Raw genomic sequence first — 25224 nt, 5'->3', positions numbered from 1 at the left:
GACCCATCCTTTTATATTTTCAAAAGCCTGATTACTCTTCCAGACTAATAGCTTCTACCGGGCATTCTTCTACACAGGCACCACATTCTGTGCAGAGCTCGGGATCAACTTTTGCTGTTTCATCCACGGAGATGGCATCGGCAGGACATATCTCAGCGCAGGCGCCACATCCGGTGCAGGCATCTTGATCAACTTTAGCAGGCATCTTTCTTCCCTCCTTTCTTTTTACAATTTCCTAAACGAATCAAAGGAGAATGTCAATAAAAAAATACCAAAAATAAATATGAGGATTTCCATTGACATGCAAACCCACTTTGAATAAGATTTTTCCGTGCAAGCTATTCTGAAGTTTTTCCAGGACATGTTTCTCGACCTTTGGGACTATTTCCAGGATGTCTATCAAAGCATCCTCGTCATGGTCTTCATCATGCTCATCGGGTTTGTCTTCAGCTGGCTCGTGAAGAAGATCCTGAGCAAGCTACTCGTACTGTTCCGTTTTGATAAGTGGGCTGAGGAAGCGGGAATCATCAACTTTCTGGAAAAAGGCGGCGTGAAGACCCCACCTTCCCTGATCGTGAGCAAGATCGTATACTGGATCTTCATCGTCTTCTTTCTATCGGCCAGTCTGAATCTTGCCAGCATTTCTCAATTCTCCGACTATGCCTCTCGCATTTCAGCGGCGCTTCCCAGTATTATTGTCTCTCTCGTCATCGTTATCATCGGCATTATTTTCAGCAATTTCATCGGCAGAGTGATCTATCTGACGAGCAAGAACGCTCGAATCACTTACGGTGATTTTATTGCAAGAGGCGTGCGGATTCTCCTGATCGTCATCACGTTCGGCATCGTCTTTGAATACATGGGCCTGGGGAATAATATCGTTACCGCCAGTTTTCTCATCATGTTCGGAGGGATCATTCTGATTCTGTCCCTGGCGCTCGGCATCGGACTGAGCAATGTGGTCGGAGACCTGATCAGAGACCGGCTGAAATCAATGGGTGAAAAGAAAAAGGACAGCGAACCGTAAAATAACCGTGAGTCCGTTCGCCCGATATTAGGATACAATTTAAAGCTTCGAGCACACTCTGCGCATGGACGCGCTCAGATCCGGCTTATGCGGGGAGATAGGTATCGAACCAATCCAGAGCGAGATTGATTACCCTGTCTCTGTGCGCTGGATTGGAGAATACGTGATCTCCTCCCTTCACGATTTCTATGCCCTTAGGTTCTCTAAGATTCTCATAGATTCGTTGCCCTTCAGCGCAGGGTACAGTTTCGTCCACCTCCCCGTGAATGACGAGGGCACGGCTGACCTTTCTTGCCTCTTCAAGCACGTCATAGCGCGCAAAGTCGGTATATATGTCATCTTGAAACGGGATGCCATCAATGCTGCCATCTCCCTCTTTTTCAAGAAGATAAGGGGTCGCCCAGAGGGAGACACACCGTATCCGCGCGTCTCGCGCTGCCTTGATAAGTGCTGAGGTGGCCCCGAAACTGCTTCCGATTATTCCGATCTTTTCAGGATTGATTTTGTTGTGATGGAGCACGTAATCCGCGACGCGGCTAAGATTGTCAAGGCGGATGGTAAGCGTTGTCTGTCCGATCTTACCTCCGCTTTCGCCGCAGCCGTGGTAATCGAATCTGCACGTGGCAACGCCTGCCTCGGCGAATCTCTCGGAGAGGGCTACGTACTTTGAGCTTTCCTTTGAGCTGATAAGCCCGTGTGAGAGTATGACGCAGCGAAACTTTCCCGTGCCCTCCGGGAAAACCATGAGTCCGCTTATCTTGTTGGATACGGAGGCTAACTCAAAAGGTTCTGTGAACGTCATTCCTCCCTGAGGCTCTCCAGTATCTCTTCGAGCCGTATGAGGTTTATGACGTCTTCCTTGTTGTATTCGAGCAGAAGATTAAGCGCGTCGCGATTGCCGAAATTCTTATACTTCTCCCAGAGCCACATGGCTTTATACCCGTTCATGCCGTCCGTTTTCCGTTCAATGCCGAACATCTTTTCAAGGTCTTTGAGCCCGCCCCTGATGCCGAGCTTTTTCTTTTCCTTGAAGAGGTCTCTGGACACGCAATTTGCCTGAAGATCGATATTCAAACACTGCTTGATTCGCGGGAGATCAAACCCGTCACCGTTAAAGGTCACAATAGTCTTTACGTTGCTCAGCTGCCGTTCGATACTGCCACTCTTAATATCGTCTCCATACCACTGGAGAAAACCGTTGTTCTCGATAGACACGCCAAATACACAAATATTGCCGGCCCTATCGGTTTCTATGTCAAGATACGCCCTCACTTCACTTACTCCTTTCTGTTGAACGCTGCGAAAATTGTATCATATGGCTCATTTTAAATCTATGTCCTTAACGTTACGATGCCAATTATGCCTGCCGCGATAAAGAGACAATTCGAAAGCCAGGCGGCAAACAGGGGGGGGAAGGTCTCGCCGTAACCGAACGCAAGTGACAGAAAGTGTACACCCCAGTAGCACGCGCCGAGCATGATACCGGAGAGCACGCCCACGGACACATGCTTTGTCTTCATGTACCTGAGACCGACCGAAAAGGCGGCAAATACCATGATGAGATTGGCAAACGGAAAGGCCACCTTGTTGTAAAGGTCCACAAGATATCTCCTGATGTTGTGCCCGTCACTTTTCAGCTTCTCTATGTAGCGGGCAAGTTCCCCGTAGCCCATGTTCTCCGGATCTTTATTGGCAATTTTAAAAAACGACGGGGGCTCCTCGATTAAGTCCTTAAACTCGGCGTAGGTCTTTTTTGCAATAATCCCGTTTCCGTCGAACGTGCGCTCGGCAACATGCGTGAAATACCAGGAGCCGTCTTTGAATGTGCCCTGCTCGGCATCGTATCGTTTTTTTATGGCGAAGGTGTCGGAAAGTTCCAGGACCGTAAGTCCCTTTATCGTGTCGCTCTTTGCATCAAAATAGTCTATGTTGCATATCACGTTATTCTTTTTGAACCATATCTTATCGTTCTTGAAGAATACTTGTGATTCTCCTCCACGTATCTTTACCCTGAGTAGATAGTCAGAAGCGCCTGAAGTGAAGGGGATGATCCACTCTGAGAGTACGAACGAGAAGACTACAAGGACCATGGAAAAAGCAAGTAGCGGCTTCATGAGCGAAAGCGTACTGATGCCCGAAGTCCGCGCAATAATCATTTCATTTCCTCTGATCATGAGGATGAGCATGATGAGCATTGCAATGAGGAAGGAAAAAGGGAGAATCGCATGGACATAGAAAGGCAGCATGAGCATAAGATAGACTACACTTACCGCAAAGATCTTGATAGATGACGTAAAGATATCCATCTTATCAAAGAATTCGATGGTCAGAAACATGATGACGCCGGCAAGCTCGGCAATCAATAAGATCTTTGCCGCACTGATAATGAGATATTTATTGAGTCTTTTCAATTGAGTGCGCCCACAGATATTTTAGTCTTTGCCACACGGTGGCGTATTCTTCTTCATTTAAGTTTCTCATGAGGTAGATGCCCATTGCCGCAATGGTGAGATTGGGGAGAAAGGAAGTGAGGATCACGGGCAGGTGAATGGTCATGCCGACATTTTCCGCCACCGCCATGAGCAGGTAATAGAACAAAAAGAGCAAGAGGCTATAGAGCATGCCCGAAAGCTTGCCCTCGACCTTTCTTTTGACCCCAAGCGGGACCGTGAGAAAGATAAACGCAACAGAGGCGAAGGGCAGGGAACCCTTGACATTGTATACATCGAGCAGCGTGTCATACCGCTTGCTGTCGTTCTCCGAGTCGGCCAGGGTCTTTTTCAACTCGGCCCTGTTCATCTCGTAAGGTTTCTTTCTCAGTTCTCCCACCTTGGGGATCATCTCCGAGAGGTTCATGGAAAAGGTATAGTTGTTGAAGCTCACGTTTCTGTAAGTATCGGTCGATTTTTCCCATCGGTGAAGGTTCCCGTTTTCAAGGGCGAAGTACAGATCAAGGGTGTCCGGGTCCACATTTATATATCCTTTTTGCGCGGATATGGTCTGCTTGATCTGTTTGTCTCTCTCATCAGAAACCACGACCCCTGAAAGTATCCTTTTTTCCGTGTCGACCTTGTCCACATATATGACAATTCCCCGTATGGTATCGTTAAAGATACCCTCTTTATCTTCGACGGATATGCCTTTCTTCAATACGTCGAAGAATGTATTTCTGAAGAGTTCCCCGCTCTTGGGTAAAAGCAGGTTTGCGTTGAGGAGGGCGCAGACGGTTATGAGAGCTCCGAGCGTTGTGATCGGCACGAAAAGGCGCTTCAAATCCACGCCGCTTGCCTTGAGAATAAGGATTTCGTTTTCTGTGGAGAGTCTTCCCAACACAACAATCACAGAGAGAAGAAAGGCCATGGGGAGCGTGAATGAAAGATAGAGGGGGGTGGAGTACAGGATGAGGAGGAGAATATCGCTGATCCCTACCCCCTTGTTGATAACGAAATCGGCCATTTTGCCGAGGCGACCGAGTATGAGAATGAAGGTGAGGATGCCCATTGAAAGAAGGAGGATGGTGGCCAATTCTTTCATTATGTAGACATTGAATTTTGAAGTTGTTTTCCTCAATATTTCCATCAGGTAATGTACCATTGCTTCCCTGGGAAGTCAATGCGCGGGCGTGAGTTTAGCGGGTGGTCACTGAGGGGCTCCTCACGCGCTTAAGGGCGCAATAATCGCGCAGGATGAAAAACCGGACAGGAATGAAAATCGGCGTGGGCCGGACAGAGCCCTGCCTGTGCACTCCACTGTGTTCTTTCTTTGCATTGACAGAGACCTCAATTTTGTTTACTATCTCCGGTAACATGAAGATAGGTGTACTCTCCGACACACATCTCACCCATGTCACCGACCATTTCAGGAAGACAATGAGGACCGCGTTCCAGGATGTTCAGATGATCATTCATGCGGGCGATATAACGGCGCCCCCGGTGTATGATTATCTTTCCAACTGGGAACTTAAGGCGGTAAAAGGCAACATGGATGATTACGAACTGCAACGGCTTCTTCCGGCCAGAAGGATAGAAGAGATAGCAGGTAGAAAGATCGGCGTGATGCACGGAAACGGGTCTCCCCAGGGGATTGAGGAGAGGGTGTTCAGGGAATTTCAAGACGTAGACGTGATTATTTTCGGCCATTCTCATGTCCCTTTTATGAAAAGAAAAGGCGACGTCTTCTTATTCAATCCGGGAAGCTTCAGGGGAAGCTATTCGCATCCGGGGACCGTGGGTCTCATTACAATAGGTGAAGAGATTGCGCTTACCCATATTGAAGTTGAATAGACTTTAATAAATAGCGTCAATAGGCGATAATTAATACGTATGGAACCGGTTTACATATCATTCCTCTGGCACATGCATCAGCCCTACTACAAGAATCTCTTCACGGGAGAATACCTTCTGCCCTGGGTATTGCTGCATGGAACCAAGGACTATTACGATATGGCGGCAATAGTCAAAGAATTTCCCGCGATGAGACAGAATTTCAACCTGGTGCCCTCCCTTCTCGCGCAGCTTTTTGATTACGAGAACCTTGAGGTAAATGACTCCTATGTCTCCGTCTTCAATAAAGAGCCCAAAGATCTAACCGCCTCGGACAAAATTTTTATCCTCACCAACTTTTTCAACGCGAACTGGGACAATATGATTCGACCCTTCCCGCGATATTATGAGCTCCTGAGAAAAAGAGGGTTCTACTATCCCAAGGACGGGATGGACAAAATAGTGGGTTATTTCACCGACGAAGAATTGAGGGACATTCAGATGTTCTTCTTTCTCGCCTGGATCGACCCGACGTTCTTTGAGCTCCACGATGATTTGAAGTACTTGAAGTCCAAGGGACGACTCTTCAGCGAGGATGACAAAAAGACCCTTGTCGGCGTGCAGAAGATGATTCTGAAGAGTATTATCCCTCTTTACAGGGAACTTGCGTTAAGCGGTCAGATCGAGCTTTCAACCTCGCCATTTTATCATCCGATAATCCCTCTTCTTATCGACAGCAGGTCGGCGAAAGAGTCCATGCCGAACGTAGCGCTTCCGGATCGGCCCTTCGCAAGGCCGGACGATGCGTCCCGACAGATAGGAGACGCTCTAACTCTCTTCAAAGAAATCTTTGGAAACAAGCCACGTGGTGTCTGGCCTCCCGAGGGCTCGGTCAGCGATGATGCGCTGGCGCTCTATATGGATCACGATGTGAAATGGCTCGCCACAGATGAGGACATCCTTTTTGAAAGCTTAAACTGGGGATCACGACGGGACGGAAACGGGTTTTTGTCCAACCCCGAAATCCTTTACAAACCCTATCGGTACGAAAGAAGAGAGAAAGAGATTCAAGTGATCTTTCGGGATCAGTCCTTATCTGACCTCATATCGTTCCATTATTCGCGGATGGATGCAAAAGATGCGGCCTCAGATTGCTTAAGAAGGATAAGAACAGTTCGTGATTCCCTGCGGGGTAAAATCAGAGAGCCCTTGATCACGATAGCCATGGATGGTGAAAACGCCTGGGAGAACTACAAGAACGATGGAAGGGATTTCCTGAAGTATCTCTACGAAGGCATCCTTTCTGACTCAGGCATCGTCCCCACTACGATTTCGGACTATCTCAGTCATTGCAGGGAATTTGGCGAGCTTCATCATTGCTTTGCCGGTTCCTGGATCGGTCATAATTTTTCCATATGGATCGGCCATAGCGAGGACAACGCCGGCTGGACCGAGCTTGCCGAGACAAGGGATTTCCTGGATGCCGAAGACCCGGGTCACAGCAATGCCAAGGCGTGGGAATCGATCTATATAGCTGAAGGGAGTGATTGGTTCTGGTGGTACGGCGATGAGCATTCTTCCGAGAATGATGAGATTTTTGATTTCCTGTTCAGGGAGAACCTTTCCAATGTATACCGGTTTCTTAATAAACAGCCTCCGGAAATCTTGAGTATACCGATTATAGTGGAGGACCGTGAAACCAGACCCACAAGGGAGCCCATCAATTTCATTCATCCCCAGATAGATGGTCGTGTGACGAATTACTTCGAGTGGATAGGCGCCGGTTATCTCGAAGGAAGGGGCCACGGGGTGGCCATGCACGAGACGGTGTCACTGATAAAAGGGTGTTATTATGGATTTGATGAAAGCAATCTTTTTTTGAGACTCGATATCGACAAAACGTTTGTGAGCGACATGGCCGATCTCTCTTTTGAGATCAACATCATGGCCAGGACGGATCACAAGATTCTCTATCACCTCAAAACGGGCGTAACTGAGACCGGATTGCCCGTTCGTGCCGCGTTTACTGAAAACCTCGAAGTTATGGTACCATTTGACGCGCTCGGAGTTTCAAGGAAGGACAAATTAAACGTCTGGCTTTCCCTCAAAGTCAGGGACATGATCGTGGACAGAATTCCAAAAAGAGGATATCTCTCCATCAGCGTTCCCTCCGAGACCTTCGAAGCAGAGATGTGGTACGTCTAGACGAGACATCCCTGACTGGCTCTGACGTCACGCTTGCGAGTAAGTGAGACGGACGGCCGTTTTCATTGTTCAAATTTCGCGATTGCCTGGACTTTAGTCGGCCTCAACTACCGTTGATGCTATCCAGCCCTCTGTTCCCTCGTAGAGAACGATCCTGTACCATTTGAGATTGTTCTTGTCGATTTGTTCGGCAAAGACCGGAAGGATAGCCCCTTTCATGATGGTCCCGATTCGCTGGGAGTTCGTGTCCGGACTCAGTCTCACATTGGCCGCCTCGGTATTTACGACGACCTTACGCAGAGGGATTTCTATATTCCCTGAGCCGGATGAAGCCCCGCCTGAAGCCATCCCTGTCGCATACGCGCCTGTCTGCCCATTGTTTTGAGCATACGAATTATCCTGCGCTTCAGATTTCGGCGCTGCCGACATCTGCGAAGGCGTCTTTGCACCTGTGAGGAAGTGTCTATGGGAGTCCGGCAGGAAAAAGTGGTAGCCCGCCATACCCAGGATCACGAGTAGTGCGGCGCCTCCGGCTAAGGGATAGATCCGCATGCTCTTCTCACGCCATGTTTTTTTTACGGAGGCAAGAGGGATACTCTCTTCGATTAGTACCTTCGATACCACGCTGGTGTCGACCGTGTGCGCGGAGGCGGCATAGAGCACAAGCAGACACCGGTCGCAGATATAGTTGATGAGGCGCGGGTAACCCTTTGATGCCATGTGTATCAATCTGACCGCCCTGTCCTGGAATTCGAGGGGTCCCCTGGAGCCGGCTTTAAAGAGCCGGTAATTGATGTACGATTTCACCTCGTGGTACGTGAGCGGTCGTATGCCGTAGGTCACGGTGATCCTCTGAGCAAGGTGTCTCAAACCGGGGTCTTTCAGCCGGTCCAGAAACTCAGGCTGGGCGAAGAACACAGTGTGGAGTATCTTTCGTTTGTCAGTCTCGATGTTTGACAGAAGCCTGATGAATTCGAGCATTTCGTAGGAGAGCAGTTGCGCCTCGTCGATGATCAGAATGTTTTCTTTTCCTTTTTGAAATTCTTCAAGCAAGAAGTGTCTCAGCGTGTCGTAGAGTTCTTTCTTGGTATGCGGCTCATATTGGATTGAGAACTCCTTGAGCAACTCTTTCATAAATTCGGTTTCGTCGGTTACGGGGTTCAGGATGAGCGCTGTGTTGTAAGCCTCCCGATCGAGCGAGTTGAGAAAGATACGGGAAATGGTCGTCTTACCCGAGCCCACATCCCCGTAAATCAGTGCAAAACCCTCCTGCTGCGAGGTGAAAAATGTGAGGTAATCGAAGGCCTTCTTGTGTTCCTCTGACTCAAAATAGAATGCGGGGTCCGGCGACATGCCGAAAGGCTTTTCCGTCAAGCCGAAGTATTCAAGATACGGAATTTCCATCTGTGTACCAATATGACACATTTTTTTGTAATTTACGACACTATTTTTTTTCGCAGTTTGTACTATAATTTGGATGAAACCCCGCGGCTCCTTTAGGTTTTTATTGCAAAGACGAGCGGTGTAAGTATAATTAAACAGAAACAGGAGATGCGCGAGTGCTCTTATCGATCATTATTCCCGCTTATAACGAGATCAATTTTATTGACGCAATTATCGCAGCTGTCAGCAGCACACCGTATGATAAGGAGATTATCGTAGTGGACGACTCCTCCACAGACGGCACGCGTGAATATCTGAAAGGATTGAAACAGGAAGGCTTGAGCACGATCTTTCATGATGCAAACCAGGGAAAGGGTGCGGCTATAAGAACCGGCATTGCCCGAGCGCAGGGCGATATCATCATCATACAGGACGCCGACCTTGAATACGATCCGAGGGATTACCCAAAGCTGCTCGAGCCAATTCTCGAGGGAAAGGCCGATGTGGTTTACGGCTCGCGGTTTCTTGGCGGTCCCCATCGGGTATTCTACTTCTGGCATTACCTGGGAAACTATCTGGTTACGCTCATCTCGAACGTGTTCGCGAATCTCAATCTTACTGATATGGAAACGGGATACAAGGTGTTCACGCGCGAGGCGTTGAACGGCATTACCATAGAGTCGAACAGGTTCGGCTTTGAACCGGAGATAACCGCCAAGATCGCAAAGAAGAAGTGCCGGATTTACGAAATACCTATTTCCTACTACGGGCGAGGCTACGAAGAAGGCAAGAAGATCACCTGGCGGGATGGCATCAAGGCCTTCTTCACAATTGTAAAATATAATCTATTCCGGTAGTCATGCGAAGGAAATGTCGTGAAATAGTGAAAGGTTCTCGAAACGGTTTTACCTCCGTCGAACTCATTATTGTAATTGCGGCGCTCGCACTGCTTGCCGGTGCCGCGGTTGTGAGCATTCAGATAAGCGATCAGGACAGATCGACAATCGCGGCCGACCAGCTTATCGCCGATATCCAGTATGTACAGACGCGGGCCATGGGCACGGGCAACCAGCAAAATATAATATTTTCGACGGGTACAAGCTCTTACAGCCTGCGTGAAGGTGTGAACCTCATCGAACAGAAGAGCCTGCCGGATGGTGTCACCATAAGAAGTACTAATCTATCGGGCAATGTATTGATTTTTAATACCCTTGGGGAACCAACGTTTGGGACAGCCGGCGTCGCTTCCATCAATATTGGCAAAGGGTCGAGCCCGGACAGGGCAGTAACCATCCTCGCTGTCACAGGGATAGTGCAATGAGCAGAGGGCAAAGCAGAGGTTTTACCCTTATAGAACTCATCATTTTTATCGTGGTCGGCGCTATCATTTTGCCCGCCTCGTTTGTCGCCTTTACAAGTGCCATGAAATACTTTTCCGCGCCGGATTACTACGTTAAGGCAAGGTTTTATACCGAGCAGAAGATGGAGGAGTTGACGAGCTATACCTACACAAATATAGCGGTTCCAACTAATCCACCAAACAACGATGTACCTGAGGCCAACTACCAAAGGAACTGGACCACCAGTTTCATAGATTTATCTCTTAGTATCTCGGGCTCAGATGTGGGCTACAAGAAGATAACTGTGTCCACCATAATGCCGGATGGTTCGGTCTATGATGCCTCCACTATCGTGACAAAAAGGCCCAAAGCACCATGAACCATGAGAAATGTTTACGGTACGGTAAGGGATTTACCTTAATAGAAATCACCATAGTGATCGTGATACTGGGCATCCTGTCCGTGTTCACCTTTTCTTTCATTGACAGCGCGGTAAAAACCTACACCATTGCGAGCAAGCAACGGCTGCTTTATCAGCAGGGATCGTACATCATGGAGAGAATCTCAAGGGAGTTACGGGACGCGGAGTGGGTAACAAACTCGACATTCTATGTGAATAGCCTTTATTTTTACAGGCCCGATCTATCCGCGACTAATGTGGTGGACAAGAACCAGTATGTGTTGATACTGCGCGATAACAGCAACAACCTTTACCGGTTTTCGCGCTCTACTTCGGATCCGTTTTGGGTACCCTCGCTCTCTGCGAACAATGTGATAGGGAGGAATGTTACTCGATTCGTCGTAAATTTGACGACCAGCGGCCAGCACTTAAATGACTACGCGAACATAACGCTGGAACTGACGGACCCGCAGGACAGTACCATGAAGGTCACGATGCAGGAAACCATGTCACCGAAGAATCCGATAGGCTTAAACTGCTTCTGGTGGCCTTGGTTGTTCTGCACTCAGACATATGATTATACGAACAGATCGTTCAATGGTGATTATGAAGATATTGTTCAGTAATCGGGGGATTTCTCTGATTGTTCTCGTCATTGCTATGACATTGATAGCGGTGCTTGGCACGGCCTTTGTCTCCATGATGGGCAGCAAGCAGAAGGGTTTCTCGTATCAGGCCGACTCATACCGCGCCCTGAACCTTGCAAATGCAGGCGTCGAATACGCCATTCGCTATGTGTCTGACGGGTTAAGCGACGCCACCAATCCGAGCAACAATTTTTTCAGCAACCCAACTGGGCAGCACGATTTGAATTTTGCAGGAGGGACTTTTTCCTTCAGGTACAACCATCCGAATAACCGGATTACCGTAACGGCCAAATACCCCGCGACAAACGCTGTGGCAACAAGGACAGTAGCACTATCCAATTTTCGGCGTTACATCAATCCAATAAGCCTCGTCCCTGATGGTTCGAGCATACCAACGATTCACGGCAACAATACGGATGTCCCCACGATCTCCAACAACAGAGACACCTTCACGATATCCCGCATTGATGTATCAATAATCACAGGTGGCCCCTCCGTTTATATCAATATGATGCGAGATACAACTTTGATTTTTGACAACTCGGCCTTACCGTCACACCCTGTATGTGGTCCAACGCCAGCCTCTGGTTGCTACGATTCATCATATGGGATCTATGCTGGGAATGGAAACAAATCCGTGACGTTTTACCTGGCATCCCCGCAATCTCACGCCGAAGGGTCTATCCACACCTATACCCTCCAGTTCTCAGGCGCCCCGCCCACTGGGGTGTATACCATGCAATTCTATATTAACTTATGGAGTAATCCGTTTAAGATTACATTCTCTATTTGAAGCTGTGCGAGGAAGTCGCTCACTCCGCATTTCCTTCAATCTTCGAAACAGTGAAAAGCGTCTACGTTTCCGAAATTCAACATCCACGGAAATAGTGTGACAAACCTCATTGACAGGAATACGGCCCGTAGGATAACAAGTATAGACAGTCTTATTTCCTCCATCTTGCAAAGGTGAAGCTGACTGTCGGCGGATGGGAGAATATGGAATTACTTGAGAGGGAGCCAATGAAGACGCAAACAGGTCGGGTATTTTTCGGAGTTCTGCTTATCGGTATTCTCCTCGTGGTGGCTCAGTCGCAGGCTCTCGCGTCAATAGCTGATAGCACCGCATCGCTTGACTTAAGCCAGTTCAATATCTCCTGGGGACTTAACTGGACCACAGGCTCCCAGACTACCGGAACCAATGCGTTAGCGTCGAATAGTCTCGGAGAAAATGGGACGTTTTCAGATCTTGAGCCTGGTTGGGTCTCATCGTCAAGTGCCGTAAACATATCGAATGCATACGCGCAAGGTGCGACAGCCGCTTCTGTTTTGATCTCCTCCGTATCTCATTCAAACCTCGATGGAATCGGCTCGGCCAATAGCTCGGGCAGTGCAATGCTCACCGGTTCGTTCACGGTCACTACTGCAGGCTGGGTTTTTGTCACCATCCCCTATACCATTTCTCTGGGACTTGCCGCTTCAAACGATCCCGCGGCGGCCGCCTCAGGTGATTCAAAGGCGTGGATTTCGCTTTCAAAAGCAGGGGCGGGCGTTTCCACGGACTCTATGGAGATAACGACGACAGTTTACAATGGCAACACATTTAATCAAACCCAGTCAGCCATTTTTGGCGTGATGAAATGGTTCGATGCAGGTGAAACAGGCACGTTCACGGCGGAGACTTCCACTCAGGCGAGCGCTTCCGAGGTACCTCTGCCCGCAGCACTGGGGCTTTTTGCCCCAGGGCTTGCATGCCTTTTTGGGCTACGTAAAAGACCGTGCAAGGAGCGAACCGGCGTTTAGCTTAACCGTTGTGTTGTGGTATCCGATCTTCCGCTTATTACGCCTCGAAATCTTGAGTGATTGACTGATCACGGCCCTGCCGGTTAAGTGTCGGACTACGACCCCGGGAAAATCTATAAATCTTAATTACGGCGCGTTATGTCCAATCACGGCTTATTCGTTCACCATCGCCTGTTCTCCGGGCGCCATTTTGTTATTGACATGTTTCAATGAAACCATATAGAATTACGTATAAATATGGGAATTCTCTGTGGATATATGAGAATCTTAAATAGCTACTTTCAGAAAGTTTCTCAAATATCCATAAATATTGAATTTTATAGTTCTACCAGGGGTTGCAAAGGGAGAGCAGGGGTAAACTCTACGAATGCCCTCGCCCCCAAAGGATAAGCCGATTTGGATATATTAGGCGTCGATATCGGGACGGTCAGCATCAAGTATGTGAGATGCAAAGGAACCGCGGGCAAAAGTATCATTGCATCTCAGGGTGACTATCCCTATAAGGGCGATTTTGAAGACCTCGAGTTAATACTTGCCGATATCCGGACCAAAGAAGGTGCCGACGTCGAAGCGGTTGTGGGCCTCTCCTCTCCCGATATTATCAAAAAAACGTTTACTATTCCCCGCCTTCCAAAGAAGGAGCAGAAGGATGCAATGGATTGGGCATCGGCCAAGGCCCTCTCATCCTCACTGGACGGAATGGTGTATGAATACCTCATGCTCGGCCAGATCGAAGAAAAAGGCGTCATGAAAGATGAGGTCCTCTTTGTCGGCGCTCAAAAGGGTTGGATTGAACGTATCGCTTCAACTTTTCAGAGGGCGGGCTTTCCAGAAGTTACCCTCATTACCGATATTGCTTTTGGCTACGTCTATGCACTTGGAGAGATCGGCGACAAATCGGTTGCCGTTATCGACGTGGGAGGAAAACGGACCGGCCTTTACATCGCCAACGGTCGAAGACTCATGTTTGCGAGAGAGATATTAACGGCGTCCGAGAGTTTTTCCGATGCCTTGATGAGCGGCGGTCCGGAACTGAGCTTTGATCAGGCTGAGCGCTACAAACGTGAAAAGGGCTTCGACGAGGAATTCTCCGAGATCATGAAAATCCCTTTTGAGCGCCTTGCCGGTGAAGTCCAAAGGACATTCAGCGTATATAACCAGAGATATCCGGAAAAGCCCATTACGGGCGTATACGTAACGGGGCGGGGCGCAAAAATACCACGGTTCTTTGATAAACTCGAAGAGACGCTTGTGGAGCAGGTAAATTACCTGGAAACGATCCAGGGCATCGAAGACAAATACATACCCGCACACACCCTGTGCATGAATCTGGAGGTGTTACCCAACCTTTTACCGGAAGGTGCAAGAAAGAGAGAGCAGGACAGACTCATGAGACGCTCTATATCCATGGCGACCATCGCCATTGCGGGAATCCTCTTTCTCGTTTCTCTCTATATGTGGGGCGCTTCACGAAACGTTGATACGCGAATAAACATGGAGCGAAAGACGCTTGAAACTATGAAGCGGGGCTTGAGCACATTAGGTACGAGGGCGAGCAACGTGCTCGACACGTCCGATATAACATTTATCAGGAACGAGATTCAGAGGAAAGATCTTACCTTCATCACCCTCATGAAGTATCTCTCATCGCGGATTCCGGGCGACGTCTATTTGAAATCCATCGAGTTTGGCGGTGATATCCAGTCCGACGTGCCCTCGTCAGCGCAAAAGACGCAGAATACCCCCTCATCCGTGCAGCCGGCCCAGGGGGCCCTCTTAAGCTCTACAAGCCAGCCGCTCAAGAGAACACCTGTCGGCGATTATTATCCGCTCACGCTCAGAGGGTTTATTTTCGGAGAGCCTGATGCACTTGAATTGAGTCTATTTAATCTCGTCTTGTCTCTCAAACAATCAGGTTTCATTGATCATGTGGAAATAGTCGCAAAAGAAAACGGCAGGATGAAGGGAAGGCCCATCACGGAATTCATAATCGCGGCGAGGTGCATGAAGCATGAACTTTAGAAGTCTCTATGTCTGGTTCTTATTGCCCGTGCTCATCATCATAGCGTGGGTTGTCCTCGTCTATGTGCCGGTGAATTCATCTGCCAGGAGCAAGGAAGGCAAATTGACCGCGATAAGGAATGAAAGGCAGACAGTGGAGCGGGATATGAAGGACCTCGTGAGCGAGGCGAGCTCCCAGAAGAGTCTACAGGTGTCGTACGACGAGTTCATGAGCCAGGCGCCTGCCATAGACAGGATGCCCGAATACATGAAAAATGTTACGAGATCGGCAAGAGACAGAGGAATGGCCGTTGTGAGTTTGAGCGGCTACTATAGCTCCCTTGATGTATCCCAGAAAGGAGGGCTCGTAAATCCGACCTTCGAGATGGGACTTAAGGGAGGGTTTCTCGAGATGGGCCGTTTCCTCGAGGAGCTTTCAAACAAACCGGCCTTTAAGGGGATCGAGGCTGCGCGTATCGGTTACGATGAAAAGGAGTATCCTCAGGTAACGGGGAGATTTGTTATCGACTTTAAGGCGCTCACAGGAAGAAAGGGTGAAAGTAAGTAAACCGGTTTTGATTTTTGCGATTGTCGTATTGGTTATTTCAGGATATATCTTTTTCTTCACCGGAAAGAAAAAGACGACGGTTCCTGCGCCGGCTGTCCGGCCCGCTTCCGGACAGGCGCAGGCCACACCAGGGCAGACGACCACGCCACCGCCACTCTCTTCCGTACAAACATCATCAGCGCAGTCCACAATGAAACCAAATCAGCCTGAGGTCGCACCCCCGGCGCTTAAGCCCGATTTTGATAAACTGAAAGTGGGGTGGGCCAGAAACCCGTTTGTATTGCCTCAGCTTAAAGAAGAAAGAAGCAAGGAGACCACGCCTGCCGCCAGATTGTTCGCTATTCTTGAAAAGGGAAAGGATAGGGTCGCCATCATCGATCACGAAATCGTGAGAAAAGGCGACATGGTCGGGAACGAAAAGGTCCTGGAGATCGAGAGCGACAAGGTCATCCTCATTCGCAATGGCGTCAAAAGAGTTCTCGATCTCGTGACCTTCGAAGATCAGACCCCGGAAGAACCCAAAACAAAGGCAATGGAGAAGGGCAAATGAGAAAACTATGGATCTATGCGGCGATGGTTTGTTTCTTGTGCTCCTGCGCCCATGTTCAGCAGGCGAAGGAGAAAAGTCCCACGGTTAAACCCCCTGAGATACCGAGCCCGGTCTCTTTCCAGATAGAAAAAGAAAAAAGGACGGAGACGCCCAGGGTGGAGGAGGTCTTCTCTTTCTCGCTCCGGGAGGCCGACGTCAAAGACATTCTCAGGGCCATTGGGAAACAGGCAAATTACAATGTGGTTGTGGAGCCTGACGTGAAAGGCACGGCCACGGTGGACTTGAAGGATGTCACCCTTGTCAAGGCGCTTGAGTATATCCTTGAGCCATTGAGCTTTACGTACAAAATTGAGAACAGAACGATCTACGTTTCCAGGCCGAAAGTGGAAACCAGGATGTTCAGCCTGAATTATATAGCCCTTAAGAAGACCGGAACGAGCAATGTTTACGCCACCCCGGGGACGATCGGAGGCACAACCACCACAACAGGCGTTGCCACTACGACAAGCAGCACATACGGCTCCCAGGTGTCAGTAAGGAGTGAAACAGATTCCGACATATGGAAAAGCCTGGAAGATAACATAAAAGGTCTGCTTTCTAAAGACGGTAAATTCGTGGTGAACAAGCAGGCCATGATGATAATCGTTACGGATTACCCCCGGATCCTGAAAGATATTGACACATTTCTCAAAGCGGCCGAAGGGGTCATCCATCGTCAGGTTATGATAGAGGCAAAGATTGTTGAAGTTTTGCTTAATGATTCTTCACGCCAGGGGGTAAACTGGAAGATGGTTGAAGGACGAATCGGAGAGTTCAACTTCAGAGGGCAGCAGGCGTTACTCAATCAGTTCTCGGATCCCGCGCTCAGTACCACCACGGCGGTCTCCGGCACTCCCTTTTTCCGTATCTTTGCCGGAAATGGAAACCTGGATATTAACAACACCTTCATCGATCTTTTGAAGATCTTCGGCAAAGTGGAAACGATCTCCAGCCCCAAAATATCGACACTCAATAATCAGCGGGCCATCATCAAGGTTACGACTCAGGATGTGTACTTCGATGTGCAGCAGACCGCCGTCACGGGCAGTGCGAACCCTACCATCACGTACACACCGAGATTCATCGATGAAGGACTCACCCTTGATGTCACGCCCCAGATAGACGATAAGGGAAATATCACCCTCAACATACATCCCATTATGTCCGAAAGGACAGGCGATGTCGTCGCGCCCGGGGGTGTCACCACAGTGCCTATACTTAACGTTCGAGAAGTCGATACGATCGTGAAGGTAAAAGAAGGAGAGACCGTAGTCATCGGCGGGCTTATCAAGAGCATCAAGTCGAATACCGACACGGGCACCAAGGGGCTCATGTCGATCCCTGTTATCGGGCAATTCTTCAAGGTGAATGAAACAAGCGATACAAAAAGTGAATTGGTCGTGTTCTTGACCCCGCGCGTTATTTACGAGGAAATCAACTGATGAGTGTGATTCAGGATGCCCTGAAAAGGGCAGAGGAGGATAGGAAGAAGAAGGGCCGGGAAGCCTCTTACCCGGCGCTTCATAACGCCGGAAAATCGAGAATTCCTCTGTATATCGTTGCTCTTCTCGTGTGCGTGGCGGCTGTCGTCATGTATTTGTACACGTCACATTCTCGGAGGTTAAAGCCTGTAGATAGGCCCGTGGCTGCCTCAGCTGCCGCAAAGCCGATTAAGGCTGAGGCCCCTTCCTCCACCGCGCCGCAGATGCTGCAACCTGTTCAAAAGGCGAAAGGAAAGGCGGGTGAGCACGCGACAACGATTGTGGCGTCAATAAAGCCGGTGGGAGAGCCACCGGTCTTAATGAAGCCTCATAAAAGATCTCTTCCCGGCGCCGCCGAAGCAGAGATTCTTAAGACGCGTAGCACGGCTATTTCTCCGTCCCCGGCAAAAAAAGAAAAGACTATGGAGCAGGATGAAAAGCAGGTCACGACGAGCGATCCGGTAAGAGCAGTCGAAAGAAAGGCCGATGAAGGGGCCGTCGATGTCCTGTATAATGAGGCGTTAAATGCGCAGGAATCGGGCAGATTAAGACAGGCCAAGGACCTGTACAAACAAATACTGGTGAAGCAACCCGACCATACCGAAGCCCTCAATAATCTTGGCGTCATAGCTATCCAGGAAGACAACCGGGCCGAGGCGCTCTTTTATTTTAAGAAAATACTTGAATCCCACAGCGATTATCCCAAGGCATATAACAATATCGGGCTTATCGTCATGAGGGATCAAGAGGGCAAACTCGCCGAGGAATATTTCAGAAAAGCCATCGCACTGGAGCCTGACAGCGTGGAGCCCTATCTCAATCTTTCCGCCCTTCTAAGAAGTCAGGGACGGCTCCAGGATGCCTCAAAGCTTCTTGAGATACCCCTTAGTAAGAAGATCAAGGAACCCAATCTGTTCCTGTCATATGCGGTGATCAAAGACAGGCTCGGTCAATACGAAGAGGCGGCGCGGTACTACAGACAATACCTTTCGTCGGTGAAATCGCCGGGTGCAAGAAAAGACGTTCTGGAAAGATTGAGATATATAGAGAAGACAGGGCAGTAGGGTAAACGGATGCGCACACTCACGGCGGGCTGACTGTGATGAGGTCTTGAATGGCAGGCAAACGGAAACGCTTGGGCGAATTGCTCCTGGATGCAGAGAAGATCACAGAAAAGGATCTGCTCAGGGCCCTGACCGAGCAGAAGAAATATGGCGATAAGCTCGGAAAGATCATCGTGCGACTGGGACTTCTTTCCGAAAAGGAAATTATAGAAACGGTGAGCAGACAACTGAGTATCCCCATCGTCAATCTCAATGAGTTGTCCATACCCGAGGACGTGCTGAAACTTGTTTCGGCCGATACGGCCAAGCATTCCATGGCGATACCGGTGATGAGACGTCATAATGTCTTAAAGCTTGCCATGGTAGACCCTCTCGACATAGACGCTATGGATAACGTGGCCCGCATCGTGAAGATGGAGATAGAGCCACTCATTGTCACCGAGGATGATCTCAGGCTCGCGCTCGAAAAATACTATGGATTAAAGACCATCGTTGAAGAGACCCTTGACAGAATCAGGCAGCAGGAAGTTACGTTCGTCAAAGATGAACAGGAAGACCTGGACCAGGATGAACGTATATCGGTGGATCTGGCAGAGGAAGAGCCCGTTGTTCGTTTCGTCAACAGCCTTCTGGCGCAAGCATTGACCGATAATGCGAGCGATATTCACGTTGAACCCTCGAAGAACCAGATGCGCATCAGGATGAGGGTTGATGGAAAATTGAGGGAGATACCGAGCCCGGAAAAGAAGATGTTTCTGCCCATCGTGTCGAGGATCAAGATACTTGCCGGTATAGATATCGCAAAGACGAGAACTCCCCAGGACGGGCGGTTCAATATACGTGATGTTAGCAAAGAGGTCGGCCTCAGGGTTTCTACATTTCCTACCATTCACGGGGAAAAGGTGGTGCTCCGCCTCCTTGATAAGAGCACCGCGCTTTATGGTATAGACAATCTCGGTTTGCTCCGCGATGACAAAGAGAAAATCAAGAATGTGTTGAAAAGGCCTTATGGTTTTATCCTTTCAACCGGACCCACCGGAAGCGGTAAATCGAGTACCCTGTATGCCATCCTGAATTACATCAATTCTTCCGAGAAGAATATTATCACCATAGAAGATCCGGTCGAGTATACGCTGGAAGGTCTTGCCCAGGCCCAGGTGAACCCCAGGGCCGGACTCACCTTCGAGAGCGGTCTCAGGTCCATCTTAAGACAGGACCCTGATGTGATTATGGTCGGCGAGATAAGGGACAGAGAGACGGCCAATATCGCCGTCCACTCGGCGCTTACCGGTCACCTCGTGCTGTCTACGCTTCACACTAACGACGCTCCGAGCGCAGTCATGAGGTTGGTCGAAATGGGTATTGAGCCTTTTCTCGTCACTTCCTCGGTATCGTGCGTGATCGGGCAGAGGTTGATCAGGAGGATCTGTCCGGAGTGCAAGGAGTCCTACTATCCGACACCTTCGATCCACAAGACCTTTCAGATCAAAGATGACGTGCTCCTGTATAGAGGAAAAGGGTGCCCCGCCTGTAAATACAAAGGATACAGAGGACGGACCGGCATTTTCGAAGTGCTCATTATCGATGACGAGCTCAGGGATTTGATTGTCAACAAGGTACCCAGTGAAGTACTAAAGAAGAAGGCGCGAGAAAAAGGCATGAGGGTGATGAGAGACGACGCGGTAATGAAGGTGCTTTTCGGCGTTACAACCATAGAAGAGGCCCTCAACGTGGTGCAGGAGGATTAGGAAGCGTGAACCTCATAAGCGAATGCGGCGATACCAGACGAGGACGAGAATACGCAGGGGTACAGAAAGGGCTCAGTATTCCACGATGATTGGGAAGAGACAGGGATTAGGAAATAAGGTGTAACGACCATATCATGACCACATTCGCATATAGAGCACGGGATGACAGGGGCCTTCTGATTACGGGAAACCTGGAGGCAAACAGTCGGAGAGAAGCCATGCTTCAGCTCGATAATATGGGACTCTTCCCTCTTGATGCCAAGGAACAGAAAAGTGCTGGATTCGCAGTCGATGCCTTTCTGCTTCGCTTTCAAAGAGTCAAGCACGACGACCTTATATTCTTCACCCGTCAGCTCCAGACGGTTATTCGCGCCGGCATTCCCATGGTGTCCGGTCTTAAGGCCCTGGAAGAGCAAACAAATAACGAACGGCTGAAGGTGGCCATCAGGGAGGTCACTCAGGATATTGACCGGGGCCAGACTTTTTCTGATGCCCTGGCCAGGCACAGGGGCATATTTTCCGAGCTCTATATAGGCATGGTACGGGCCGGCGAGCTAAGCGGCAACCTCGATGAAGTACTGGAGCGACTTTCCGGTGTACTCGAATTTCAGATGAAGACAAAGGAGATGCTCAAGTCTGCCATGCGATACCCCGTATTCGTGGTCGTGACCCTTGCGATCGCCTTTGTCATTCTTGTCAACGTGGTGGTGCCTAAGTTCGCGCCTATTTTCAGAAGCGCCAAGCTGGATCTTCCGCTCCCCACTCAAATCCTGCTTCTCATAAACGACATTTTTCAGAAATATACCATGACGGCCATCATTACGGCCCTTGCGCTCATCACAGCCTTCGTCTTCTATAAGAGGACGGCCGCAGGCACCTATGCGATCGACCGGCTAAAACTGTCGGTGCCTCTCATTGGCGACATAGTCCTGAAGATCTGTATGGGCCGGTTCGCTTTTATCCTGGAGAATCTGGTACGCGCCGGTATCCCGATAATCAAGACCCTCGACATTGTTTCCCGATCAGTTGGCAATGAATACGTGGCGGAGAAGGTTCGGGATATCGCGGTCAGCATTGAAAAGGGCAGAGGCATTTCAAGACCTCTGAAAGACGCGAAGATATTTCCACCCCTTGTAATTCATCTCGTTGCAACGGGCGAGGAGACGGGTTCTCTGGAAGAGATGCTGCGCGAGGTATCGGTCCATTACGACAGAGAAGTCACCTACTCGGTCAACCGGCTTTCAGCATGGATCGAGCCGATTCTTACGGCAGGTCTGGCGTGTATGGTGTTGTTTCTCGCACTCGCCATTTTCATGCCATGGTGGGACATGATGCGCGCGATACGGGGAGGGTGATAGCATATGTTTGGAAAACGCAAGTATGCCGGGGAACCAAACGGTGAGGGAAATAGAAATCTCATGAAATCGGGCAAGAAAGGATTTTTCAGAGACCCGAGTAACCTCAATTATAATCTGAGGACTATCGTCCCTGTTATTGTTTTGCTCACAAGTCTTCTTTCGCTTGCCATCGGCTCCAACATACTGGCGCCGGTGAAGACGCGGATGCTATGGGTATGGATTGGGACCGCATGTCTCTTCTCGGGCTTTTGCTCTTTCATTATTATGAGGGCCATGACTCAACCGATAAGTGATCTGGTGCGAAAGGCGGAGCAGTACGTTAAGCTCGAGGAGATGAGGAAGAAGAGAGGCAAGATGATCGAGGTCTATAGCGTCATTGACCGGCTCATAGAATATATACGACTCAAGGCAGACGAAAGTGAAAAAAACGTTCTTTTGAGCGGTATTGAAAACCTTGATTACATCATACCTCTCGGATATATGTCGCTCATGGTTGCCCATGAGGTGAGAAATCCCCTTGCCACCATTACAGGTATGAGCGAACTTTTGAAGCAGAAAGCGACTGATGAGTCGCAGAGACAGTACCTCGACACCATGCTCAACGCGGCGCGGAAGATAGATATCTTTACCACAGAACTGCTCGATCTTAACGACAATGAACTGATGGTTGAAGAGTTCGATCTCAACGATGTTGTTGACGAGGCCATCCGCAGCCTGTCCCAGGAGATGCAAGGCCTCACCTGCACGTTTGAGAAGGAGCGCAAATTCCTCTGCACTTTAGACAGAACCAAGATGTATCAGGTTATCTTCAACATCCTTAAGAATGCTTCCTATTATGAAAAAGAGAACGGCCTTATTAGCGTAAGGATTCGGGAGGAAAAAGGGGATCTCTTCATCTCGATTTATAACCGGCATTCGAAGATTGATGAGGAGAATTTGCGGTCTCTCTTCAAGCCGTTCTTCACCAAAAGGAAGGGCGGGAAGGGTTTCGGTCTCTTTATCGCCATGAGGAACATAAAATTGCACGGAGGAGACATAAGGGTTGAGAGCGGTGATGAAGGCACCACGTTTATCATTGAACTGCCGCTTGAGAGACACGTGAACACGAACGGTGGAGAGGCCGTTAAGGAGCGTCCATGAAACAAAACCACCCGTTTACGTCAACTGAAAGGAGATGTACAGCGCTTCCATGCTCGAAGGAACGGATTGACTTCTTACGGAATTCTGGTAATATTGAAAAAAAAGGACCCAGGACAAGACTATGCATGAACACGTAGTGATTATCGAAGATGACCCCGGTGTAAGATTTTTTCTGGAAGAGGCGTTAAAGGGGGAAGAATACTCAGTGCGCTCTTTCACCTCCTATGAAGAGGCGATCCCTGCGATCGATGCGGCTACAGACCTCGTTATTATGGATATAAGCCTTCCGGGTATGGACGGACTCTCGGCCACGAGCGACCTGAAGCAGAAAAGCGATGTGCCCATCCTCATTATTACGGCGTACGGAACCAAGAAGAACGCTCTTGAGGCCATAAAAAGGGGCGCCACCGATTTTTTTATAAAGCCGATCCTTCTCGACGAATTGAAGGTCATTTTGAAGAGGGTCCTCGGCATGCGAAAGCTCAAGAAGGAAGTAGAGTTCTTGAGAGAGAAGGAGTTCGAAGGCCACATATTTCACGGCGTTGTAGGAAAATCGGAGCAGATGAAGACCATCTTCAAGGAGATCAAAAAGGTTGCCGACAAAGGGTTACCGGTGCTTGTTACCGGTGAGACGGGGGTGGGTAAAGAGGAAGCGGCGAAACTTATACACCTGTTATCCAGGCGACCGGGCGAATTTGTTGTGGTCAACTGTGCCTCCATACCGGACAACCTGCTTGAGAGCGAGCTCTTCGGATATGAAAAGGGTGCGTTTACCGGCGCCATTCAACAGAAACAGGGCAAATTCGAGGCGGCCGACAGAGGAACGATCGTGCTCGACGAAATAGGGGAGATGACCCCGTACCTTCAGGCAAAGCTGCTGAGGGCCGTGGAAAAGCAGGAGGTTGAGCACCTCGGTTCAACCAAAACGTATAAGGTCGATATACGGGTTGTCTCCACCACGAACCGCGTGATGGAGACCCAGATAAAAGAGGGCAAATTCAGGGAAGACCTGTACTTTCGTCTGGCCCAGATACATATAGTGATACCGCCCCTGCGGGAAAGACGCGAGGACATAGCGGTTCTCATCGATTATGTGCTGCACAATCTCGAAAAAGACAAGGGTAAAATTATGTCTGTTTCGGATGAGGCGCGAGGCATCCTGCTCGAATATGCGTGGCCAGGCAATGTGCGGGAGTTGATTGGCATCATGAGAAGGGCGGTGATCATGTGTGAGGGCGAGGTGATAAGTGTTGATGATCTTCCGCTTCATTTGAGGGGCGGTTATTCACTTGCGAGTCAGACCACATATTCGGACAAATCGCTGGATGATGCGATTTCGGAACTGGAAAAGAGCATGATAATCGATGCCCTGAAGAAAACACAGGGATCACAGGCAAAAGCGGCAAAGATTTTGGGCATTTCTGAACGGAGCATGTGGTACAGGGTAAAGAAATATGAGATCGATATGGGCGTGAGATGAGGCTCTCCTACAATTTTTGTAGTAAGCTACAAAAATTTGTTGCTATTTTGAATTACAAAACGTAATATAGTTGACAGATGGTTGAGACGATATATAGAACCAATTTCGTAGATGTTAATTGTATCTTATTGTTTTTTATAGCTGTTATAGTTTATTTTGAATTGTGGCAAGGAGATCATAAACGGCTTGAGGGCGGGTATCTCTCATGAACTGTTTAGGGTATAAAGTTTGCATACTGAAGGGGAGAGGTGGACGAATATGGGCAAAAGACGAGAGGAGGGATACACCTTGAGGTCGTTCAGGAATACCATCGGGAATAGCAAGGGCTTTACCTTGATAGAGTTGATCATCGTCATCATTATCATCGGTATATTGGCCGCCGTTGCAATACCGAAATATCTGGAGATTAAACAGGACGCCGGTGATGCCACCGCCAAAGGTATTTTGAGCGCGTTGAGAGGGTCGAGCGCCATACTATTTGCCCAGTACAACATAAAGGGAACCACCACGCCCTATACAATGGGCGATATAATCGGCGCTGCAAGCATCCAGGGGGTGACCCTCGCGGGCACCGACGGGAGCAGCGTGCAGGTGCAGATACCGGGGGCGGCAACGTATACCATGTCGATCAATGTGACAGCGACCTTACCCACAACCCCCGCTTCTATCGCATGTGCGTCAGTTTCGGGCGATACCACAAATAGGTGCACCACCTGGTGACGTGGTGATCG

General features: G+C 49.2%; 25 protein-coding genes. 19 read left to right on the top strand and 6 right to left on the bottom strand.

The window, feature by feature from the left end:
• Positions 1 to 31: 31 nt before the first annotated feature.
• Positions 32 to 205: a 4Fe-4S binding protein gene (locus tag VMT62_16150; protein HVN97963.1), complete on the bottom strand. Its 174-nt coding sequence runs from the start codon at positions 203 to 205 to the stop codon at positions 32 to 34.
• A gap of 126 nt (positions 206 to 331) precedes the next feature.
• On the opposite strand from VMT62_16150, the gene VMT62_16145 reads away from it, so the two are divergent.
• Positions 332 to 1027, top strand: a complete 696-nt coding sequence (locus VMT62_16145; protein HVN97962.1) for a hypothetical protein — start codon at positions 332 to 334, stop codon at positions 1025 to 1027.
• A gap of 85 nt (positions 1028 to 1112) precedes the next feature.
• Here VMT62_16145 and VMT62_16140 read toward each other — a convergent pair whose 3' ends face one another.
• Genes VMT62_16140 through VMT62_16125 form a run of 4 tightly spaced genes read right to left on the bottom strand, consistent with a single transcriptional unit; the run spans position 1113 to position 4621 of the window.
• Positions 1113 to 1829, bottom strand: a complete 717-nt coding sequence (locus VMT62_16140; GenBank protein HVN97961.1) for an alpha/beta fold hydrolase — start codon at positions 1827 to 1829, stop codon at positions 1113 to 1115.
• On the bottom strand, positions 1826 to 2299 hold the full coding sequence (locus tag VMT62_16135) for a ribonuclease H-like domain-containing protein (protein HVN97960.1): 474 nt from the start codon (positions 2297 to 2299) through the stop codon (positions 1826 to 1828). Before VMT62_16135 ends, VMT62_16140 begins: the two co-directional genes overlap by 4 nt.
• 59 nt (positions 2300 to 2358) lie before the next feature.
• On the bottom strand, positions 2359 to 3438 hold the full coding sequence (locus VMT62_16130; GenBank protein ID HVN97959.1) for an LptF/LptG family permease: 1080 nt from the start codon (positions 3436 to 3438) through the stop codon (positions 2359 to 2361).
• Positions 3422 to 4621: an LptF/LptG family permease gene (locus VMT62_16125; protein HVN97958.1), complete on the bottom strand. Its 1200-nt coding sequence runs from the start codon at positions 4619 to 4621 to the stop codon at positions 3422 to 3424. The genes VMT62_16130 and VMT62_16125 overlap by 17 nt, the downstream gene beginning before the upstream one ends.
• 212 nt (positions 4622 to 4833) lie before the next feature.
• Here VMT62_16125 and VMT62_16120 point away from each other — a divergent pair, with 212 nt between their 5' ends.
• The gene (locus VMT62_16120; protein HVN97957.1) at positions 4834 to 5310 is read left to right on the top strand and encodes a metallophosphoesterase; all 477 of its coding nucleotides are present in this window, start codon (positions 4834 to 4836) and stop codon (positions 5308 to 5310) included.
• Positions 5311 to 5349: 39 nt separating this feature from the next.
• Positions 5350 to 7494: a glycoside hydrolase family 57 protein gene (locus VMT62_16115; GenBank protein HVN97956.1), complete on the top strand. Its 2145-nt coding sequence runs from the start codon at positions 5350 to 5352 to the stop codon at positions 7492 to 7494.
• A gap of 93 nt (positions 7495 to 7587) precedes the next feature.
• Here the strand turns inward: VMT62_16115 and VMT62_16110 are convergent, their stop codons facing one another.
• Complete coding sequence (locus VMT62_16110) at positions 7588 to 8898, bottom strand: AAA family ATPase (protein ID HVN97955.1); 1311 nt, start codon at positions 8896 to 8898, stop codon at positions 7588 to 7590.
• A 155-nt stretch (positions 8899 to 9053) separates the two neighbouring features.
• Here VMT62_16110 and VMT62_16105 point away from each other — a divergent pair, with 155 nt between their 5' ends.
• From VMT62_16105 to VMT62_16030, 16 genes are all read left to right on the top strand, one after another.
• Complete coding sequence (locus VMT62_16105) at positions 9054 to 9734, top strand: glycosyltransferase family 2 protein (protein HVN97954.1); 681 nt, start codon at positions 9054 to 9056, stop codon at positions 9732 to 9734.
• A gap of 26 nt (positions 9735 to 9760) precedes the next feature.
• A complete protein-coding gene (locus tag VMT62_16100; protein HVN97953.1) occupies positions 9761 to 10198 on the top strand; it encodes a hypothetical protein in 438 nt (145 codons plus the stop codon).
• Positions 10195 to 10596, top strand: a complete 402-nt coding sequence (locus tag VMT62_16095) for a prepilin-type N-terminal cleavage/methylation domain-containing protein (GenBank protein ID HVN97952.1) — start codon at positions 10195 to 10197, stop codon at positions 10594 to 10596. The genes VMT62_16100 and VMT62_16095 overlap by 4 nt, the downstream gene beginning before the upstream one ends.
• Positions 10593 to 11243, top strand: a complete 651-nt coding sequence (locus tag VMT62_16090; protein ID HVN97951.1) for a type II secretion system protein — start codon at positions 10593 to 10595, stop codon at positions 11241 to 11243. Before VMT62_16095 ends, VMT62_16090 begins: the two co-directional genes overlap by 4 nt.
• Positions 11224 to 12057: a hypothetical protein gene (locus tag VMT62_16085; GenBank protein ID HVN97950.1), complete on the top strand. Its 834-nt coding sequence runs from the start codon at positions 11224 to 11226 to the stop codon at positions 12055 to 12057. Before VMT62_16090 ends, VMT62_16085 begins: the two co-directional genes overlap by 20 nt.
• 227 nt (positions 12058 to 12284) lie before the next feature.
• On the top strand, positions 12285 to 13064 hold the full coding sequence (locus VMT62_16080; GenBank protein ID HVN97949.1) for a hypothetical protein: 780 nt from the start codon (positions 12285 to 12287) through the stop codon (positions 13062 to 13064).
• Between the two features lie 396 nt (positions 13065 to 13460).
• On the top strand, positions 13461 to 15086 hold the full coding sequence (gene pilM, locus VMT62_16075) for a pilus assembly protein PilM (GenBank protein ID HVN97948.1): 1626 nt from the start codon (positions 13461 to 13463) through the stop codon (positions 15084 to 15086).
• Positions 15076 to 15633 carry a hypothetical protein gene (locus tag VMT62_16070; protein ID HVN97947.1) on the top strand — a complete coding sequence of 186 codons (558 nt, stop codon included), beginning with the start codon at positions 15076 to 15078 and terminating at the stop codon, positions 15631 to 15633. The genes pilM and VMT62_16070 overlap by 11 nt, the downstream gene beginning before the upstream one ends.
• A complete protein-coding gene (locus VMT62_16065; GenBank protein ID HVN97946.1) occupies positions 15620 to 16183 on the top strand; it encodes a hypothetical protein in 564 nt (187 codons plus the stop codon). The genes VMT62_16070 and VMT62_16065 overlap by 14 nt, the downstream gene beginning before the upstream one ends.
• The gene (locus VMT62_16060; protein HVN97945.1) at positions 16180 to 17664 is read left to right on the top strand and encodes a secretin N-terminal domain-containing protein; all 1485 of its coding nucleotides are present in this window, start codon (positions 16180 to 16182) and stop codon (positions 17662 to 17664) included. Before VMT62_16065 ends, VMT62_16060 begins: the two co-directional genes overlap by 4 nt.
• Positions 17664 to 18767 carry a tetratricopeptide repeat protein gene (locus tag VMT62_16055; protein HVN97944.1) on the top strand — a complete coding sequence of 368 codons (1104 nt, stop codon included), beginning with the start codon at positions 17664 to 17666 and terminating at the stop codon, positions 18765 to 18767. Before VMT62_16060 ends, VMT62_16055 begins: the two co-directional genes overlap by 1 nt.
• Positions 18768 to 18817: 50 nt before the next feature.
• Positions 18818 to 20515 (top strand): ATPase, T2SS/T4P/T4SS family, encoded by a 1698-nt coding sequence (locus tag VMT62_16050; GenBank protein HVN97943.1) that lies wholly within the window; start codon positions 18818 to 18820, stop codon positions 20513 to 20515.
• Positions 20516 to 20649: 134 nt separating this feature from the next.
• Positions 20650 to 21870: a type II secretion system F family protein gene (locus VMT62_16045; protein HVN97942.1), complete on the top strand. Its 1221-nt coding sequence runs from the start codon at positions 20650 to 20652 to the stop codon at positions 21868 to 21870.
• Between the two features lie 6 nt (positions 21871 to 21876).
• Positions 21877 to 23013 (top strand): HAMP domain-containing sensor histidine kinase, encoded by a 1137-nt coding sequence (locus VMT62_16040; protein HVN97941.1) that lies wholly within the window; start codon positions 21877 to 21879, stop codon positions 23011 to 23013.
• A gap of 121 nt (positions 23014 to 23134) precedes the next feature.
• Entirely contained in the window at positions 23135 to 24493 is a 1359-nt protein-coding gene (locus VMT62_16035) for a sigma-54 dependent transcriptional regulator (protein ID HVN97940.1), read from the top strand.
• A gap of 258 nt (positions 24494 to 24751) precedes the next feature.
• Complete coding sequence (locus VMT62_16030) at positions 24752 to 25213, top strand: prepilin-type N-terminal cleavage/methylation domain-containing protein (GenBank protein HVN97939.1); 462 nt, start codon at positions 24752 to 24754, stop codon at positions 25211 to 25213.
• Positions 25214 to 25224 lie beyond the last annotated feature (11 nt).

It is taken from the genome of Syntrophorhabdaceae bacterium, assembly GCA_035541755.1.
Classification (GTDB): domain Bacteria; phylum Desulfobacterota; class Syntrophorhabdia; order Syntrophorhabdales; family Syntrophorhabdaceae; genus PNOF01.
This window is presented reverse-complemented; position numbering and strand designations above follow the sequence as displayed.